This window comes from Terrabacter sp. RAF57, from assembly GCF_052113925.1.
Classification (GTDB): domain Bacteria; phylum Actinomycetota; class Actinomycetes; order Actinomycetales; family Dermatophilaceae; genus Terrabacter.
In genome coordinates, this window is sequence record NZ_JBFRDT010000009.1 from 124,941 (window position 1) to 140,254 (window position 15,314).

Annotated in this window: 15 protein-coding genes; 11 read left to right on the forward strand and 4 right to left on the reverse strand. The window is 73.2% G+C overall.

Annotated elements, in window-relative coordinates; translation table 11 throughout:
- The first annotated feature begins 37 nt into the window (after window positions 1–37).
- The 5 genes from panC to AB4Y83_RS12590 are packed head-to-tail and all read left to right on the forward strand — an operon-like array spanning window position 38 to window position 5,825.
- The gene (panC, locus tag AB4Y83_RS12570) at window positions 38–940 is read left to right on the forward strand and encodes a pantoate--beta-alanine ligase (protein WP_442297082.1); all 903 of its coding nucleotides are present in this window, start codon (window positions 38–40) and stop codon (window positions 938–940) included.
- Window positions 941–977: 37 nt separating this feature from the next.
- Window positions 978–1,412 (forward strand): aspartate 1-decarboxylase, encoded by a 435-nt coding sequence (gene panD, locus AB4Y83_RS12575; RefSeq protein ID WP_442297075.1) that lies wholly within the window; start codon window positions 978–980, stop codon window positions 1,410–1,412.
- Window positions 1,413–1,424: 12 nt separating this feature from the next.
- Window positions 1,425–3,251 carry an L-aspartate oxidase gene (locus AB4Y83_RS12580; protein WP_442297076.1) on the forward strand — a complete coding sequence of 609 codons (1,827 nt, stop codon included), beginning with the start codon at window positions 1,425–1,427 and terminating at the stop codon, window positions 3,249–3,251.
- The gene (nadC, locus tag AB4Y83_RS12585; RefSeq protein ID WP_442276875.1) at window positions 3,248–4,132 is read left to right on the forward strand and encodes a carboxylating nicotinate-nucleotide diphosphorylase; all 885 of its coding nucleotides are present in this window, start codon (window positions 3,248–3,250) and stop codon (window positions 4,130–4,132) included. Before AB4Y83_RS12580 ends, nadC begins: the two co-directional genes overlap by 4 nt.
- 52 nt (window positions 4,133–4,184) lie before the next feature.
- Window positions 4,185–5,825, forward strand: a complete 1,641-nt coding sequence (locus tag AB4Y83_RS12590) for a LuxR C-terminal-related transcriptional regulator (protein WP_442276874.1) — start codon at window positions 4,185–4,187, stop codon at window positions 5,823–5,825.
- Window positions 5,826–5,897: 72 nt separating this feature from the next.
- On the opposite strand, the gene AB4Y83_RS12595 is transcribed toward AB4Y83_RS12590, so the two are convergent.
- From AB4Y83_RS12595 to AB4Y83_RS12605, 3 genes are all read right to left on the reverse strand, one after another.
- On the reverse strand, window positions 5,898–7,013 hold the full coding sequence (locus AB4Y83_RS12595) for a flavin-containing monooxygenase (RefSeq protein ID WP_442297077.1): 1,116 nt from the start codon (window positions 7,011–7,013) through the stop codon (window positions 5,898–5,900).
- 163 nt (window positions 7,014–7,176) lie between these two features.
- Entirely contained in the window at window positions 7,177–7,875 is a 699-nt protein-coding gene (locus AB4Y83_RS12600; protein WP_442276872.1) for a class I SAM-dependent methyltransferase, read from the reverse strand.
- Window positions 7,872–8,672, reverse strand: a complete 801-nt coding sequence (locus AB4Y83_RS12605; RefSeq protein ID WP_020145095.1) for a hypothetical protein — start codon at window positions 8,670–8,672, stop codon at window positions 7,872–7,874. The genes AB4Y83_RS12600 and AB4Y83_RS12605 overlap by 4 nt, the downstream gene beginning before the upstream one ends.
- A 252-nt stretch (window positions 8,673–8,924) precedes the next feature.
- Between AB4Y83_RS12605 and AB4Y83_RS12610 the strand changes: the two genes are divergently transcribed.
- From AB4Y83_RS12610 to AB4Y83_RS12635, 6 genes are all read left to right on the forward strand, one after another.
- Window positions 8,925–10,301: a hypothetical protein gene (locus AB4Y83_RS12610; RefSeq protein WP_442297078.1), complete on the forward strand. Its 1,377-nt coding sequence runs from the start codon at window positions 8,925–8,927 to the stop codon at window positions 10,299–10,301.
- A 9-nt stretch (window positions 10,302–10,310) separates the two neighbouring features.
- A complete protein-coding gene (locus tag AB4Y83_RS12615; RefSeq protein ID WP_442276869.1) occupies window positions 10,311–10,937 on the forward strand; it encodes a TetR/AcrR family transcriptional regulator in 627 nt (208 codons plus the stop codon).
- 10 nt (window positions 10,938–10,947) lie between these two features.
- Complete coding sequence (locus tag AB4Y83_RS12620) at window positions 10,948–11,709, forward strand: ABC transporter ATP-binding protein (RefSeq protein WP_442297079.1); 762 nt, start codon at window positions 10,948–10,950, stop codon at window positions 11,707–11,709.
- Window positions 11,706–12,440 carry an ABC transporter permease gene (locus AB4Y83_RS12625; RefSeq protein ID WP_056773583.1) on the forward strand — a complete coding sequence of 245 codons (735 nt, stop codon included), beginning with the start codon at window positions 11,706–11,708 and terminating at the stop codon, window positions 12,438–12,440. Before AB4Y83_RS12620 ends, AB4Y83_RS12625 begins: the two co-directional genes overlap by 4 nt.
- Window positions 12,441–12,517: 77 nt before the next feature.
- Window positions 12,518–13,447 carry a Ppx/GppA phosphatase family protein gene (locus AB4Y83_RS12630; protein ID WP_442276867.1) on the forward strand — a complete coding sequence of 310 codons (930 nt, stop codon included), beginning with the start codon at window positions 12,518–12,520 and terminating at the stop codon, window positions 13,445–13,447.
- A gap of 70 nt (window positions 13,448–13,517) precedes the next feature.
- Complete coding sequence (locus tag AB4Y83_RS12635; protein WP_442276866.1) at window positions 13,518–14,315, forward strand: sugar phosphate isomerase/epimerase family protein; 798 nt, start codon at window positions 13,518–13,520, stop codon at window positions 14,313–14,315.
- Here AB4Y83_RS12635 and AB4Y83_RS12640 read toward each other — a convergent pair whose 3' ends face one another.
- A complete protein-coding gene (locus AB4Y83_RS12640; RefSeq protein WP_442276865.1) occupies window positions 14,316–15,080 on the reverse strand; it encodes an SDR family oxidoreductase in 765 nt (254 codons plus the stop codon).
- Window positions 15,081–15,314 lie beyond the last annotated feature (234 nt).

Genomic DNA, 15,314 nt, shown 5'->3' on the forward strand with positions numbered 1-15,314 from the left:
CACCGGCGCCGGCGACCACACCGCCGACGCCGCCGTCATCACCGACACGCGCCCCGCGTCGCCCGTGGTGGCGCGGACGAGGGACGAGCTGAGCGAGGCCCGGTCGGCGCTCGACGACGACGACGACGTCGCCGTCGTCATGACGATGGGCGCGCTGCACGAGGGGCACGCGACGCTCATCCACCAGGCACGCAAGACCCACCGCCACGTCGTCGTGACGATCTTCCTCAACCCGCTCCAGTTCGGGCCCAAGGAGGACCTCTCGCGCTACCCGCGCACCTTCGACGCCGACCTCGAGATCTGCACGGCCGCGGGCGTCGACGTCGTCTTCGCCCCGACGCCCGACGTCATCTACCCCGACGGCGACCCGGGCGTCCGCGTCTCCGCCGGCCCGCTCGGTGACGTCCTCGAGGGCCAGTCGCGACCCGGCCACTTCGACGGCATGCTCACCGTCGTCGGCAAGCTCATGCATCTGACCCGGTGCAGCGCCGCCTACTTCGGGCAGAAGGACGCCCAGCAGCTGCTCCTCATCCGCCGGATGTGCCGCGACCTCGACTTCCCGGTGCGGGTCGTGGCGGTGCCGACCGTCCGCGAGCCCGACGGTCTCGCGATGTCGAGCCGCAACACCTACCTCACCGACTCCGACCGAGAGACGGCCCTGTGCCTGTCGGCCGCGCTGCGAGCGGGAGCCGACGCCGCTCCCGAGGGCCCGTCGGCCGTCCGTCGGGCCGCGCGGGCCGTGCTCGTGCGCGAGCCGCTCGCGCTCGTCGACTACCTCGTGCTCGTCCACCCGGACACGCTCGAGGACGTGCCGGAGTGGTATCGCGGCGAGGCGCTGCTCGCCGTGGCGGGCCGAGTGGGTACGACTCGTCTCATCGACAACCTGCCGGTGCTCGTCGGCCCCGGCGGCGGCGCGCTCGAGACCTTCTCCCAGCCCTGAGTCCCCCTCCACCACAGACGATTCCGAGGACCCTGCCGTGCAGCGCTTCATGCTTCACTCGAAGATCCACCGGGCCACGGTGACGCAGGCCGACCTGCACTACGTCGGCTCACTGACGATCGACCGCGACCTGCTCGACGCCGCCGACCTGTGGCCGGGCCAGCAGGTCGACGTCGTCGACGTCGACAACGGCAACCGCCTGACGACCTACGCGATCGAGGGCGAGCGCGGCACGGGCATCGTCTGCATCAACGGCGCGGCGGCCCGGCTCATCTCGCCCGGTGACACGGTCATCATCATCGCGTACGCCGCGATGGACGATGCCGAGGCACGCACCTTCGAGCCGCAGGTCGTCTTCGTCGACGACGACAACCGCATCATCGAGGTGGGGCACGATGCAGGTGACGTGCCCGACGGCGTCGGTCTCATGACCTCCGCCGTCACCGAGCGACACCACGAGTACCAGGACTGAGAGGCCAGCCGTATGCCGCAGAGCGGGCTCCCCGACGTGACCGTCCCCCGGCGGTTGCGTGCGCCCGCGCCCGGCTGGACGACCACCGCCGACGTCATCGTCGTCGGCTCCGGCGTCGCCGGCCTGACGACGGCCCTGCGGCTGAGGCGCCGCGTCGACCGCGTGCTCCTCGTGACCAAGACCGTCCTCGACGAGGGCTCGACGGCCTGGGCGCAGGGCGGCATCGCCGCCGTCATGTCGCCGGAGGACAGCGCCGCCGAGCACATCCACGACACCCTCGTCGCCGGTGTCGGTCTCTGTGACGTCGACGCCGTCGAGGCGCTCGTGCGCGAGGGCACCGACGCCGTCTGGGACCTCATCGCCCTCGGGGCCGAGTTCGACCGTGGCGACACGGGCGGGCTGTCGCTGACCCGCGAGGGCGGGCACCACCGCGATCGCATCCTCCATGCCGGTGGCGACGCCACGGGCCGCGAGATCAGCCGAGCCCTCATCGCCGCCCTCGACCGCGTGCGCGACGACCCCGGCATCGAGGTGATCGAGCACGCCCTCGTCGTCGACCTGCTGACCGACGCGGACGCCCGGGTGTGCGGCGTGACGCTCCACGTCATCGGCGAGGGGCAGGTCGACGGGGTCGGCGCGGCCCACGCCCGTGCCGTCGTGCTCGCCACCGGTGGACTCGGCCAGATCTACGCCTCGACGACGAACCCGTCCGTCGCGACCGGAGACGGCATGGCGGCCGCACTGCGTGCCGGCGCCGTGCTCGCCGACCTCGAGTTCGTCCAGTTCCACCCGACGGTCCTGTGGCTCGGCGAGGGCTCGCGAGGCCAGCAGCCGCTCATCTCCGAGGCGGTCCGCGGCGAGGGCGCCTTCCTCGTCGACGAGGCGGGCGAGCGCTTCATGCAGGGCCAGCACCCGCTCGCCGACCTCGCGCCGCGCGACGTCGTGGCCCGCGCCATCATCGCCCGGATGCGCGAGACCGGCGCCGACCACGTCTACCTCGACTGCCGCCACCTCGGCGCCGAGTTCCTCGAGCAGCGCTTCCCCTCGATCGTCCAGCGCTGCCGCGAGCTCGGCTTCGACCCTGCGACCCAGCTGCTCCCGGTCGCACCCGCGCAGCACTACGCGAGCGGTGGCGTGCGCACCGACCTGCGCGGTCGCTCCTCGCTCGAGGGCCTCTACGCGTGCGGCGAGACCTCGTGCACCGGCGTCCACGGCGCCAACCGCCTCGCGAGCAACTCGCTCCTCGAGGGGCTCGTCTTCGCGCGCCGCATCGCCGACCACCTCACCGCCCGGCTCGGCGCCGGCGAGCTCCCCGAGACGACGCCCGTCGCACCGGTCGGTGAGCCCGAGCTGATCCGCGGCAAGCGCCGCCTCGACGTGCAGCGCGCCATGACGTCGGGGTCCGGCACGGTGCGCTCAGCCGCGTCGCTCGCCGCGACACAAGAGACCCTCGCGGCGCTCGCGGCGCGCGCCGTCGCCGACGACGCCGACAAGCAGGGCGGTCCCAAGAGCTGGGAGACGACCAACCTGCTCCACCTCGGACGCGCGCTGACGTATGCCGCGGCGCTGCGTGACGAGACCCGTGGCGGTCACGTGCGCGAGGACCACCCGGCCCGCGACGACGCGCACTTCCTGCACCACGTGCACCTGCAGCGCTCCGGCTCCGGCGTGCTCGAGGCGACGGTCGTGCCCGTGCCCCGCTCGAACCTCGACGGCCTCGACCTCGACGGCTCGGTGCCGCTCGACGTGCTCGACGAGGACCGCGCGGACGGGGCGCGACCCGCGAACGGGGCTGGACGGCATACGCAACCGGTGGGATCGACGGAGGAGACGCAGTGAGCGGCGACGGGCTGAGCGGGTTCCCGCACGAGTGGGCGCGAGAGCTCGTCACGGTCGCCCTGCGTGAGGACCTCGGTCCCGAGGGTGTCGACGTGACGACGCTCGCGACCATCCCCTCCGACCAGACGCGAACGGCCGAGATCGTCGCGCGGGCGCCGGGCGTCGTCGCAGGCGTGCCGGTCATCGGCCTCGTGCTGGCGGCGGTCGCGGAGCAGCTCGGCCGCGACGTGCCGACGGTCGAGGTCGTGGGCGACGACGGCTCGCGGCTGGAGCGCGGCGACGTCATCGCGCGGCTGACCGGGCCCACCCAGGTGATCCTCGTGGCCGAGCGGACGATCCTCAACATCCTGAGCCGGCTGTCGGGCGTGGCCACCCACACCCGTCGCTGGGCGGACGCGCTCGAGGGCACGTCGACGATGGTCCTCGACACGCGCAAGACGACGCCGGGCATGCGCTGGCTCGAGAAGTACGCCGTGCGCTGCGGCGGCGGCACGAACAAGCGCATGGGTCTCTACGACGTCGCGATGATCAAGGACAACCACAAGCTCGCGGCCGGCTCGGTGGCGGCGGCGTACGCGCTCGTCCGCGGGCGCTTCCCAGACGTCGACGTGCAGGTCGAGGTGACGACGCCGGCCGAGGCGCAGGAGGCCTACGACGCCGGGGCGCGCTTCATCATGTGCGACAACATGAGCGTCGACGTGCTCGGCGAGACCGTCGCCCTGCTCCGCGCCGCCGGCGAGCCCGTCGAGATCGAGGCGACCGGTGGTCTGACGCTCGAGGTCGTGCGGGCGTACGCCGGGACCGGGGTCGACTTCGTGTCGGTCGGCGGCCTGACGCACAGCTCACCCATCGTCGACATCGCCCTCGACCTCACCGACTGAACCCGTCGAAAGGTCACGTCGGCGGGCGTAGCCTGCGGGGCAGGAGGGTGCCGTGGGTGTCGTCGACGAGCTGGTCCGCGCCAGAGCCGAGTTCGAGCGCGGTGAGTGGTCGGCCGCCCTCGACCGGTGGTCCGCGGTCGAGCCCGCGGGGCTGACGGCCGACGACCTCGAGTCGTCCGCCGCCGCAGCGCACCTGCTCGGACGCATGACGGACGCCGTCGAGCGCTATCGGCGGGCCTTCGACGTCAGGCTCTCCGAGCACGACACCGCAGGGGCCGCTCGGTGCGCCTTCCACCTGTCGATGATCGGCCGCACGAGCGGAGACCACTCTGCGGCAGCTGCGTGGCTCAGCCGCGGTGACCGCCTCGTCGCGGCACTGCCCGACGGGAGCCTGGAGTCCGGCTACGTCGCGTTCGCGCGGATGTTCACGCACCTCGGTGCGGGTCGCTTCGCGGAGGCCCACGCGTGCGCGCTCGAGGCGACCGAGGCCGGACGACGCCATGACGACGCAGGCCTGCTGGCGACCGGGCTGTGCGCCCAGGGTCGGATGGCCATCTACGGCGACCGCGTGACCGATGGTCTCTCCCTCCTCGACGAGTCGATGCTCGAGGCGACGACCCGGACCCTGGCCCCGGTCATGCTCGGGCACGTCTACTGCACGGCCATCGAGGGCTGTCAGGAGGTCTCCGACCTGCGCCGCGTCGTCGAGTGGACGCAGCTGCTGCACCGCTGGTGCACCGACCAACCCGGCCTCGTGACCTTCACCGGGCAGTGCAGCCTGCACCGCGCGCAGGTGATGCGCGCCCACGGCGCCTGGGACGCCGCGCTCGACGAGCTCACGGCCGCCATCGAGCGCTACCGGCTGGCGAGTGCCACCGACGCCGTCGGGCAGGCCGCCTGCGAACGCGGCGACCTGCTGCGCCTGCGCGGCGACCTCGAGGCCGCCGACGCGGCCTACCAGCTGAGTGCGGAGCACGGCTACGACCCGCAGCCGGGGTCGGCCCTGCTCTGGCTGGCCCGGGGGAGGACGGCTGCTGCGCTCGCCGCGGTGCGCAGGCTGCTCGGTGAGCCGGGACCGGCGGTGCGACGCAGCAGGATCCTGCCGGCCGCCGTGGAGGTCCTGCTGGCCGCGAACGACGTCGACGCAGCCCGGGACGGCGCTCGCGAGCTCGACGGCCTCGCGGAGTCCTTCGGGTCAGAGGTGCTCGCCGCGACGGCGGCCACGGCCTGGGGCCGCGTCGAGCTGGCTGCCGGCGACCCGGCGGGTGCGCTGCCCTACCTGCGCAAGGCGCACCAGGCCTGGGTGCGCCTCGACGTGCCGCACGAGGCCGCGCTCGCCCAGGCGGCCGGCGGGCGGGCGCTCCTCGCGCTCGGCGACGACGAGTCTGCCCGGCGGTCACTGGCCTCGGCGCGAGAGGTGCTCGTGGCGCTCGGCGCCCGACCCGACGTCGTCGCGCTCGACCGGCTGGGCTCACCCGGCACGCGACCCGCGGGCCTCACCGAGCGCGAGGCCGAGGTGCTCGGCCTCGTCGCCGAGGGCCGGAGCAACGCCCAGATCGCGACCGCGCTCGTGCTGAGCGACCGGACCGTGGCCCGCCACCTGAGCAACATCTTCACCAAGCTCGACGTCGGGAGCCGCACGGCCGCAGCGGCTTTCGCCTTCGAGCACGACCTCGTACGCCGTCAGCCCTGACCTCGCCGAACCACTGGGAACCGGACCGGTCGAGACCCTCGACCGGTCCGGCACCGCACCCCCCGGGTGGTCTCACCCGGCAGCGGCGCCCACCTCGAGCGGCGTGGTGGGCGCGGTCGACCGCCTGGCGATGTGGGTCGCCACGTGGGCCGCGTCGCGACCGACGCCGGGCAGCACCATCGAGGCGAACGCGTACTGGAAGGCGAGCCCGCAGAAGAAGAGGCCGGGCACGTCCGTCGAGACACCGCGGTACTCCCGCGGCCAGCCGTCCTCGCCGGTGATGGGGAGGTCGATCCAGTCGAATCGCTGCTCGAACCCCGTGGCCCAGACGACGTTGGCGACGTCGAGGACCGTCCCGTCGTCGAGGGTCGGGCGTCCGTCGGTCACGCCGGTGACGCGCTGCACCTGGCGCTCGACACCACGCGCGGCGAGGTCTTCCCGCTTGACCCGGAGCATCGGTCCGCCGTGGTGGCGGATCTCGGCCATCATCTTCCGGCCGACCGGCGTCCGGCGCGTCAGCACGTGACGCCACGCGAAGAGCAGGAAGGGGAACGCCACGTGCACGGCGGGGGTGTCCCAGCGCACGGGGATCTGGCCGCAGTCACGCCCGGCCAGCACGGTGCGCCGGCCCTCGGCGAGCTCGTAGGCGATGTCGCAGCCGGAGTGCGAGGCGCCGACGACGAGCACCGACCCGTCGCGCAGCTGGCTGGGCCGCCGGTACTGGCTCGAGTGCAGCTGGAGGATCGACGCGTCGAGGTCGGCCGCGAAGGCCGGCACGTGCGGCGCCCGCCCGAAGGTCCCCGTCGCGACGACGACGTTGCGACAGGCGATGCTGCCGCGGTCGGTCGTGATGACGAAGCCGTCGCCCGCCGGCGCGGCTGCAAGCCGCTCCACCCGCACGCCGAGGCGAACGGGCAGACCGAAGCGGGCGGCATACGACTGGAGGTAGGCGGCGACCTCGTCCTTGCCGGGGAACGACCGGGGGTCGCCCGGGAACGGCATCCCGGGCAGGGAGTCGTGCCGGACGGAGGAGTAGAGCCGGAGCGAGTCGTACTGCTGGCGCCAGCCGTCCCCGACGGCCTCGTTGCGCTCGAGGAGCACGCACTCACGCCCCCGCTCGGCGAGCTCGTGCGCCATGGCCAGCCCTGCCTGGCCCGCGCCGATGATGACGGTCTCGATGGTCTCCATGGTGTCCTCCCGGTGGTCGATGTCTCGACGGTAGGAGGGGCAGGGCGGTCACCGCGTCGGCAGCGGTGCCCATCCCCGACGCAGGGCATGGGTAGGAATGACCACGTCGGGCCCGGCCCTCTCGACGGGTCTGGGGCGGCCCGAGCTGGCCTCTCGACGGGCGTCAGTAGCGTCGGTGCCAGAGGTTGACGGCGTAGTCGACGCCGGTGGCGTCGGGATGCTCGGCGAGGATGAGGTCGGCGTGCTCGGGTGCGAACTCGATGCCGACGACGGCCTCGAAGTCCTCGCGCGAGTCGAAGTCCCACCGGATGTCGAGGCGCTCGCGCTGCCAGCCCTGCCGCTCCCAGAAGCGCTCGACCGCGCGCGGGTCGTAGCCCGGCAGCGCCCGGCGGAACCACTGACCGAACGTCGAGCGGGTCGCGTCGTTGTCGACGACGAACGCCGCGCCGCCCGGCCGCATGACGCGGTCGAGCTCGGCGAGCCCCGGCTCGCACCCGGGGCCGAAGAAGTACGCCCACCGCGCGTGCGCGACGTCGAACGACCGGTCGGCCACCCCCATCGCAGCCGCGCCCTCTTCACGGACCGAGACGGACGGCAGACCCGAGATGCGTTGTGCCGCAAGCGAAGCGAGCGGTGGGTGTGGCTCGACCCCGATGACCGAGTGTGCATCGCGGGCGAAGAACGGCAGGTGGTAGCCCGTGCCGCACCCGATGTCGACGACGTCGAGACCCGACCAGTCGAGGACCGAGCGCATCGCGTCCTCGATGACGTGGGCGCGGTCGACGCCGCGGTTCTCGACCTCGTAGACGTCGGGGGTCTCCCAGATGTTGGGGGAGGGGATGATCCCGGAGTCGTCGCTCATGGGTTGCGCTGCGCCTCGATCGTGGCGGGGTGCACGAGCAGCGGCAGCAGCTTGCGCACACCGCGCGCGCGGACAGCCTTGACCTGGGCGAGGTGCGCCTCGGCGCGGATCGCCAGCTCGGCGTAGGCGAGCGGTCCCATGAGCTCGGTGAGCTCGGGCGCGTTGGAGCGGTAGACCGGCTCGCGGCCGACGTGCGCCTCGGAGTTGCCGGAGCAGTACCAGTCGAGGTCGTGGCCGCCGGGGCCCCAGCCGCGGCGGTCGTACTCGGTGATCGTCACCTCGAGGTAGCTCGAGTCGTCGGGCAGCTCGACGGTGCGGAAGGTGCGGCGGATCGGCAGCTGCCAGCACACGTCGGGCTTGAGGGTGTGCGGCTCGACGCCGGTGAGGACCGCGTGCTGGTGGAGCGCGCACCCGGCGCCCGCCGGGAAGCCGGGTCGGTTGAGGAAGATGCAGGCGCCGTCGACGACCTTCGTCTTGCGCGCGCCGTCCTCCTTCTCGGTCCAGTCGTCCTTGCTCCCCGTGGCGCGGCCGACCGAGTGGTACTCCCACTCGTCCTCGCCGAGGTCCTCGACGGCCTTGGCGACGCGCTTCCAGTCGTCCTTCTCGGTGAAGTGGGCGCCGAGGGTGCAGCACCCGTCGTCGGGCCGGCCGGCGTAGATGCCCTGGCAGCCGCTGCCGAAGATGCACGTCCAGCTGCTCGTGAGCCACGTCAGGTCACAGCGGTAGCGCTGGTTCGTGTCGGCGGGGTCGGTGAACTCGACCCAGACGCGGGGGAGGTCCAGAGGTGCTTCAGCCACCGGCTCACCCTATGCCGCCGACGTTTCCACCGCGCCGACGACGCCCACCCCGTGGATGGTGCGTCGCGAGCGGGCCCTGCGTGCGTATGCCGTGTGCTTCCCCGGGTGCGGGCATCGGCGTACGCTGACCGTGGCGTCCAGGGCGCCTCCGGTGCGCGGGAAGGGGCTCAGCCTCCCTGGGGCACGGCAGCATGCGGTCCGACCTCCTTTCGGCCCGACCAGCGCACGCGGGCACGACGAGAGGAGGCCGTCATGGCCCTGTCCCTGCCCCAGAACCCCGACCTCGAGCACCTGCGGCGCGATGCACGCAGCCTGCAGCGCGCCGTCCGGTCCGCCCAACCGGTCGCACTGCGCCTGGTGTCCCGACTGCACCCCGAGGGGCTGCGAGGCGAGACGGCGTCGTTTGCGCTGTCCGACGCGCAGCTCGTCGTGGCGCGACGGCTCGGCTTCGCGAGCTGGCCGCGGCTGCGCTCCTACCTGACGGCGGCCGCGGACCTGAGCCGCGACCCCGCCGTCCTTGACCCGGCGTCGGGTGGCGCCGACCGAGCCGACGGAGAGGCGACTGGCGAGTCCGCCTCTCTCGCAGCGGCGCTCGCCTGCCTGACGTACACGGACCGCGACGAGCCCGAGCGATGGGCCCGAGCGGTGCGGCTGCTCGCGGACGATCCGGATCTCGTGAACCGCGACGTCTTCGTCGCCGCGGCCGCCGGCGACGCGAATGCCCTGCGGGCGCACGTCRCCGCAGACCGCGGAGCGGCGACCCGCGAGGGCGGCCCCTTCCGATGGCCGCCCCTGCTCTACGTCGTCTACTCGCGGATGCCGCAGGGCGAGGCGGTCTCCTCGGCGCGGGTGCTGCTCGATGCCGGGGCCGACCCCGACAGCGGCTACCTCTGGCAGGGGCTGCCCACCGCCTTCACCGCGCTGACCGGCGTCTTCGGTGAGGGCGAGCAGGGGCCGGGCCGCCAGCCCCGGCACCCGCAGTGGCGGGCGCTCGGCGAGCTGCTCCTCGAGCGCGGCGCCGACCCCAACGACCGGCAGGCGCTCTACAACCGGATGTTCAACCGCGACGACAGCCACCTCGAGCTGCTCCTCGAGCACGGGCTCGGCCGGCCCTCCTCCGACGTCTGGGCCCGCCGCACGGGCGAGCCCGCCGAGACGATCGACGAGATGCTCGCGCGGCAGGTCGACTGGGCGCGCGCCCACGGTTTCGTCGACCGCCTCGCGCTCCTCGTCGCGCACGGCCTCGCGACACAGGGAGCGTTGCACCTGGCACCGGACGACGTGGTGGGTGACGACATCCCGGTCACCGGCACGTGGCCGGGTGACCCGAGGGTGCCTGACATCCATCGAGCGGCCACGCCCGAAGCCGTCCGCGCCGCCGTCGCCGCCGGCGCTCGCGTCGACAGCCTCCGCAACGGTCGCACGGCGCTGCATCAGGCGGCCTTCATGGACGACGTCGAGCTCGTCACTGCGCTCCTCGACGCCGGAGCCGACCCGACCGTCGTCGACGCGATGCACGGCACGACGCCCTACCGCTGGGCGGTCTGGGCCCGCGGCGAGCGCGCCGCGGCCGTGCTGCGCGACGCCGCCGGACGGCATACGCCAGGAGCCCCGCGACTCGAGGGCTAGCGTGTGGGCATGACGTCGAGGGCCGGCAGCGACACGACGCCGAAGGGGCGCGGACGCCGTCCCGGCGGCACCGACACGCGCGCCGTGATCGTCGACGCCGCTCGAAAGTCGTTCGCGGCCAAGGGATACGACAAGGCGAGCATGCGCGGGATCGCCCGTGAGGCCGGCGTCGACCCGGCGCTCGTGCACCACTACTTCGAGGGCAAGGCGGGCCTCTTCGCAGCCACGCTCGACGTGCCGGTCGACCCGGCCGAGCTCATCGCGCGCATCACGTCGGGTGACGTCGACCGGCTCGGGTGGCGGATCGTCGAGACCTTCCTGACGGTCTGGGAGCCGCCGGAGCGGCGTGACGCCCTCGTGGCGCTCGTCCGGTCGAGCATGACGAGCGAGGAGGCCGCGCGCATGCTGCGGGAGTTCCTCGGGCGCGAGGTCTTCGGCCGCATCGCCGCGAGCACCGGGGCCTCGGACCCGCAGCTGCGCGGCGCCCTGGCCGCGTCGCAGATGATCGGGCTCGTCGTGGCGCGCTACGTCATCCGGGTGCCAGCGCTCGCCGACGCGACGCGCGAGCAGCTCGTCGAGCGCATCGGACCTGTCCTCCAGCACCATCTCGTGGACAGGGTGCCCGAGCAGGAGTAGATTTCATCACATGATGAATAACAGTGGTCCGGCGGTCGCCGTGAGCGGCCTGCAGGTCGTGCGCGGGAAGCGGCGGGTCATCCCGGGCCTCGACCTCGAGATCCCCGCCGGCCAGGTGGTCGGCCTGCTCGGGCCGTCCGGCTCGGGCAAGTCGACGCTCATGCGCTGCATCGTCGGCGTGCAGATCGTCGAGTCGGGCACCGTCACGGTGCTCGGCCATCCGGCGGGCTCGCCCACGCTGCGCGACCGAGTCGGCTACGTCACGCAGAGTCCCAGCGTCTATGCCGACCTCAGCGTCCGCGACAACGTCACCTACTTCGGTCGGGCCATCGGGCTGCGCGGCGCCGAGCTGCGCGATGCCGTCGACCGCACCCTCGCCGAAGCCGACCTGGTGCCCTACGCCGACCAGCTCGTCCAGGACCTCTCGGGTGGTCAGGAGTCCCGCGTCTCCCTCGCCGCCGCACTCGTCGGCCGGCCGAGCCTGCTCGTGCTCGACGAGCCCACCGTCGGCCTCGACCCGGTCCTGCGCCGTGACCTGTGGGACCTCTTCCGCCACCTCGCCGATCGCGGACACTCGCTCGTCGTGTCGAGCCACGTCATGGACGAGGCGACGCGCTGCGACCGGCTCGTGCTGCTCCGCGAGGGTGGCGTTCTCGCCGACGTCACGCCGGCCGAGCTGCTCCAGCAGACGGGCGCCGTCGATGCCGACGCCGCCTTCCTCGCCCTCATCGACGCCGAGACCGCCCGGTCCGGAGAGAGGAGCTCGTCGTGAACGCCGGACTCACCGCGGCCACCTCCGGCCGCGTCCTGCGCCAGGTGCGCACCGACCACCGCACCATCGGCCTCATCATCGTCGTGCCGTGCGTCCTGCTCGGCCTGCTCGCGTGGATCTACACCGGCACGCCCGTCTTCGACGCGATCGGCCCGGCCCTGCTCGGTGTCTTCCCGATGGTCGTGATGTTCATCGTCACCTCCGTCGCGACCTTGCGCGAGCGCCAGTCCGGCACGCTCGAGCGTCTGCTCACCACGCCCATGGGCAAGGGTGACTTCATGCTCGGGTATGCCGGGGCCTTCGGAGCGCTCGCCGTCGTGCAGGCCGTGATCGCAACGGGATTCGCGGTCTGGGTGTGCGGTCTCGGCGTTGCCGGGCCGGTGTGGCTGCTCGTCGTCGTCGCGGTGTTCGACGCCGTCCTCGGCACGGCGTTGGGCCTGCTCGCGAGCGGCTTCGCGCGCACCGAGTTCCAGGCGGTGCAGTTCATGCCCGCCTTCCTCCTGCCGCAGTTCCTGCTCTGCGGGCTGCTCATCCCGCGCGACCAGCTGCCGACCGTCCTCGAATGGGTCAGCAACGTCCTGCCGCTCTCCTACGCCGTCGACGCGATGAAGGAGATCGCGCGCAATGCCGACCCTGTGACCGCGGTGCTCGGCGACCTCGGCATCGTCGCGGCCTTCATCGCCGGAGCCCTCGCCCTCGCCTCGCTCACGCTGAGCCGCCGCTCCGCCTGACGGCATACGCCACGTTCCGTGACCGGCCCGGCACGGGAGCCGCGTCCGGGGTTCGGCGGCCTGACTAGGGTTGGGGCATGCGCCTGGGCGTCATCGACATCGGGTCCAACACGATCCACCTCCTCGTCGTCGACGCACACCCCGGCGCGCAGCCGCTGCCTGCCTTCTCGCACAAGACCGAGCTCCGCCTCTCGGAGAGCCTCGAGGCCGACGGCAGGGTCAGCGACGCGACGGCCGACCGGCTCGTCGCCTTCATCCGCGAGTGCCTCGACGTCGCGGAGGACCAGGGCGTCAGCGACCTCTTCGCCTTCGCGACGTCGGCGCTGCGCGAGTCGCCGAACGGCGAGGCGATCATCGAGCGGGTGCGCACCGAGACCGGCGTCGAGCTCGAGGCCCTGAGCGGCGCGGACGAGGCGCGGATGACGTTCCTCGCCGTGCGTCGCTGGTTCGGCTGGTCGAGCGGGCACCTGCTCGTCGTCGACATCGGCGGCGGCTCGCTCGAGCTGGCGTGCGGTCTCGACGAGGAGCCCGACGTGGCCCTCAGCCTGCCGCTGGGTGCCGGACGCCTGACCCGCGAGCGGCTGCCCGGTGACCCGCCCTCGGAGCTGGCCGCTCGCGAGCTGCGTGCGCACGTCCGGTCGAGCCTCGCCGAGCACGTGCGACCGCTGCTGACGTCCGGGAGCCCCGACCGAGCGGTCGGGACCTCCAAGACGATGCGCTCGCTCGCTCGCATCGCGGGTGCCGCGCCGCGCGCCGAGGGCCCGTTCGTGCCGCGGACGCTCTCGCGCGATGACCTCCACGAGATCGTGGCTCGCGTCGGACGTCTCGACACCGCCGCACGCTCGAACCTGCCGGGGGTCTCCGAGGGTCGCGCCCGCCAGCTCTACGCGGGGGCGCTCGTCGCCGAGGCCGCGCTCGACCTGCTCCAGGTCGAGCAGCTCGACATCTGCCCGTGGGCCCTGCGCGAGGGCCTCATCCTCCGTCGCCTCGACCACCTGACGTCGTGACGCACCGGATTCACAGCGGACGCATGGACCGGCCTGAACCCGCCCCGGGTGCGTGGCGCAGAATGGCCGCATGACCATCCGGGTCGGCCTGTCGACCGCCTCGCTCTACCCCGACAACGCGGCGACCGCCTTCGCGACCGCGGCGCGGCTCGGCTACGACGCGGTCGAGGTCATGGTCTGGACCGACCCCGTGACGCAGGAGGCCGGTGCCCTGCGGGCGCTGTCGGAGCTGCACGCCCTGCCGATCGTCTCCGTGCACGCGCCGACCCTGCTGCTGACCCAGCGCGTGTGGGGGACCGACCCGTGGGGCAAGGTCGACCGTTCCATCGACCTCGCGCTCGAGGTGGGTGCCGGCACCGTCGTGCTGCACCCTCCCTTCCGCTGGCAGCGGGAGTATGCCGCCGGGTTCGTCGACGGGGTGGCGCTGCGTGAGCACGAGTCGGGGATCAGGCTCGCGGTGGAGAACATGTATCCGTGGCGCACGGCGCGGCGCGAGGTCATGGCCTACCTCCCGCACTGGGACCCGGTGGGCCAGCCCTACGACAACGTGACGCTCGACCTCTCGCACACGGCGACCGCCGGCTCCGACGCGCTGCTCATGGCGCAGTCGCTCGGGTCGCGACTCGCGCACCTGCACCTCGCCGACGGACTCGGCTCGTTCCTCGACGAGCACCTCGTCCCCGGGCGCGGTGGCGAGCCGTGCGGCGCCGTGCTCGAGCACCTCGCCGACAGCGGCTGGGGCGGCGACGTCGTCGTCGAGGTGTCGACGCGCAAGGTGGGGCGGGACCAGCGCGAGGTCGATCTCGCCGAGGCGCTGGCCTTCGCCCGGCTCTCCCTCGTCCCGACCCGAGGCGCCAGCCGCATCTGATCAGGCGGTCGTGGGGCGCCAGCCGCGAGGGCGCACCGAGACCATGTCGACGCTCGCGTCAGGGCCGGCGTCGATGGCCAGGCGCGCGGCCCGGACGACCGAGGAGACGTCGAGGTAGGAGCCCGGGTCGTACTCGGCGCCCTCGAACTCGACGAGCTCGCGCTGCATGTCGGTGTCGACCCGGCCGGGGTGGAGCGAGGTGACGCGGACGCCGTGCTCGCGCTCCTCCTGCCGCAGCGAGTCGGTGAGCGCTCGGAGGGCGAACTTCGAGGCGCAGTAGGCGCCCGAGGCAGGGGTCGCCGTCAGGCCGGAGCCCGAGTTCACGGTGACGACGAGGCCGTGGGCGACGCGCAGGGCAGGCAGGAGCGCCCGGGTGACGGCTGCGACGGCGACGACGTTGACGGTCATCGAGTCGGCCCAGTCCTGCACGGGCGCGTCGGCGACGGTGCCGTTGCGCAGGACGCCGGCCGAGTGGACGAGCACGTCGACCCGATGTAGGCGTGGGACGAGCGCCGCGAGGGCGGTGTCGAGCGACCCGCCGGGGGAGCAGTCGGCGAGGTCGGCGACGAGCCCCTCGGCGGACGGGAGCGAGGCGACGACGTCCGCGACCGACTCGGCGCTGCGCCCGCCGACGACGAGGTGGTGGGTCGGGGCGAGGTCCCGCACGAGGGCGAGCCCGATGCCGCGCGTGCCGCCGGTGACCACCGCGACCGGCCGCCCGTCCGCGTCGGTGGCGGGGGCGTCGGACGGGGGCGCAGAGCTCATCCCGCCACCCTACGAGCCCCACCCCGCCCTCACTCGAGTGAGCGCTCAGTCCCACTCGAGTGAGCGCTCAGTCCCACTCGAGGGAGGGCGGTCTCAGATCGTCTGCGCAACACGGATGTCGTGTGAGGCGGGACGATGACTGCAGGGCTGAGGCGGTATTCGGTAGGTCAGCGGGAGCAGGCGTTGGGGCTGCTCGAGGCGGGCGTGTCGGGACTGGAGGTGGCCCGGCAGGTC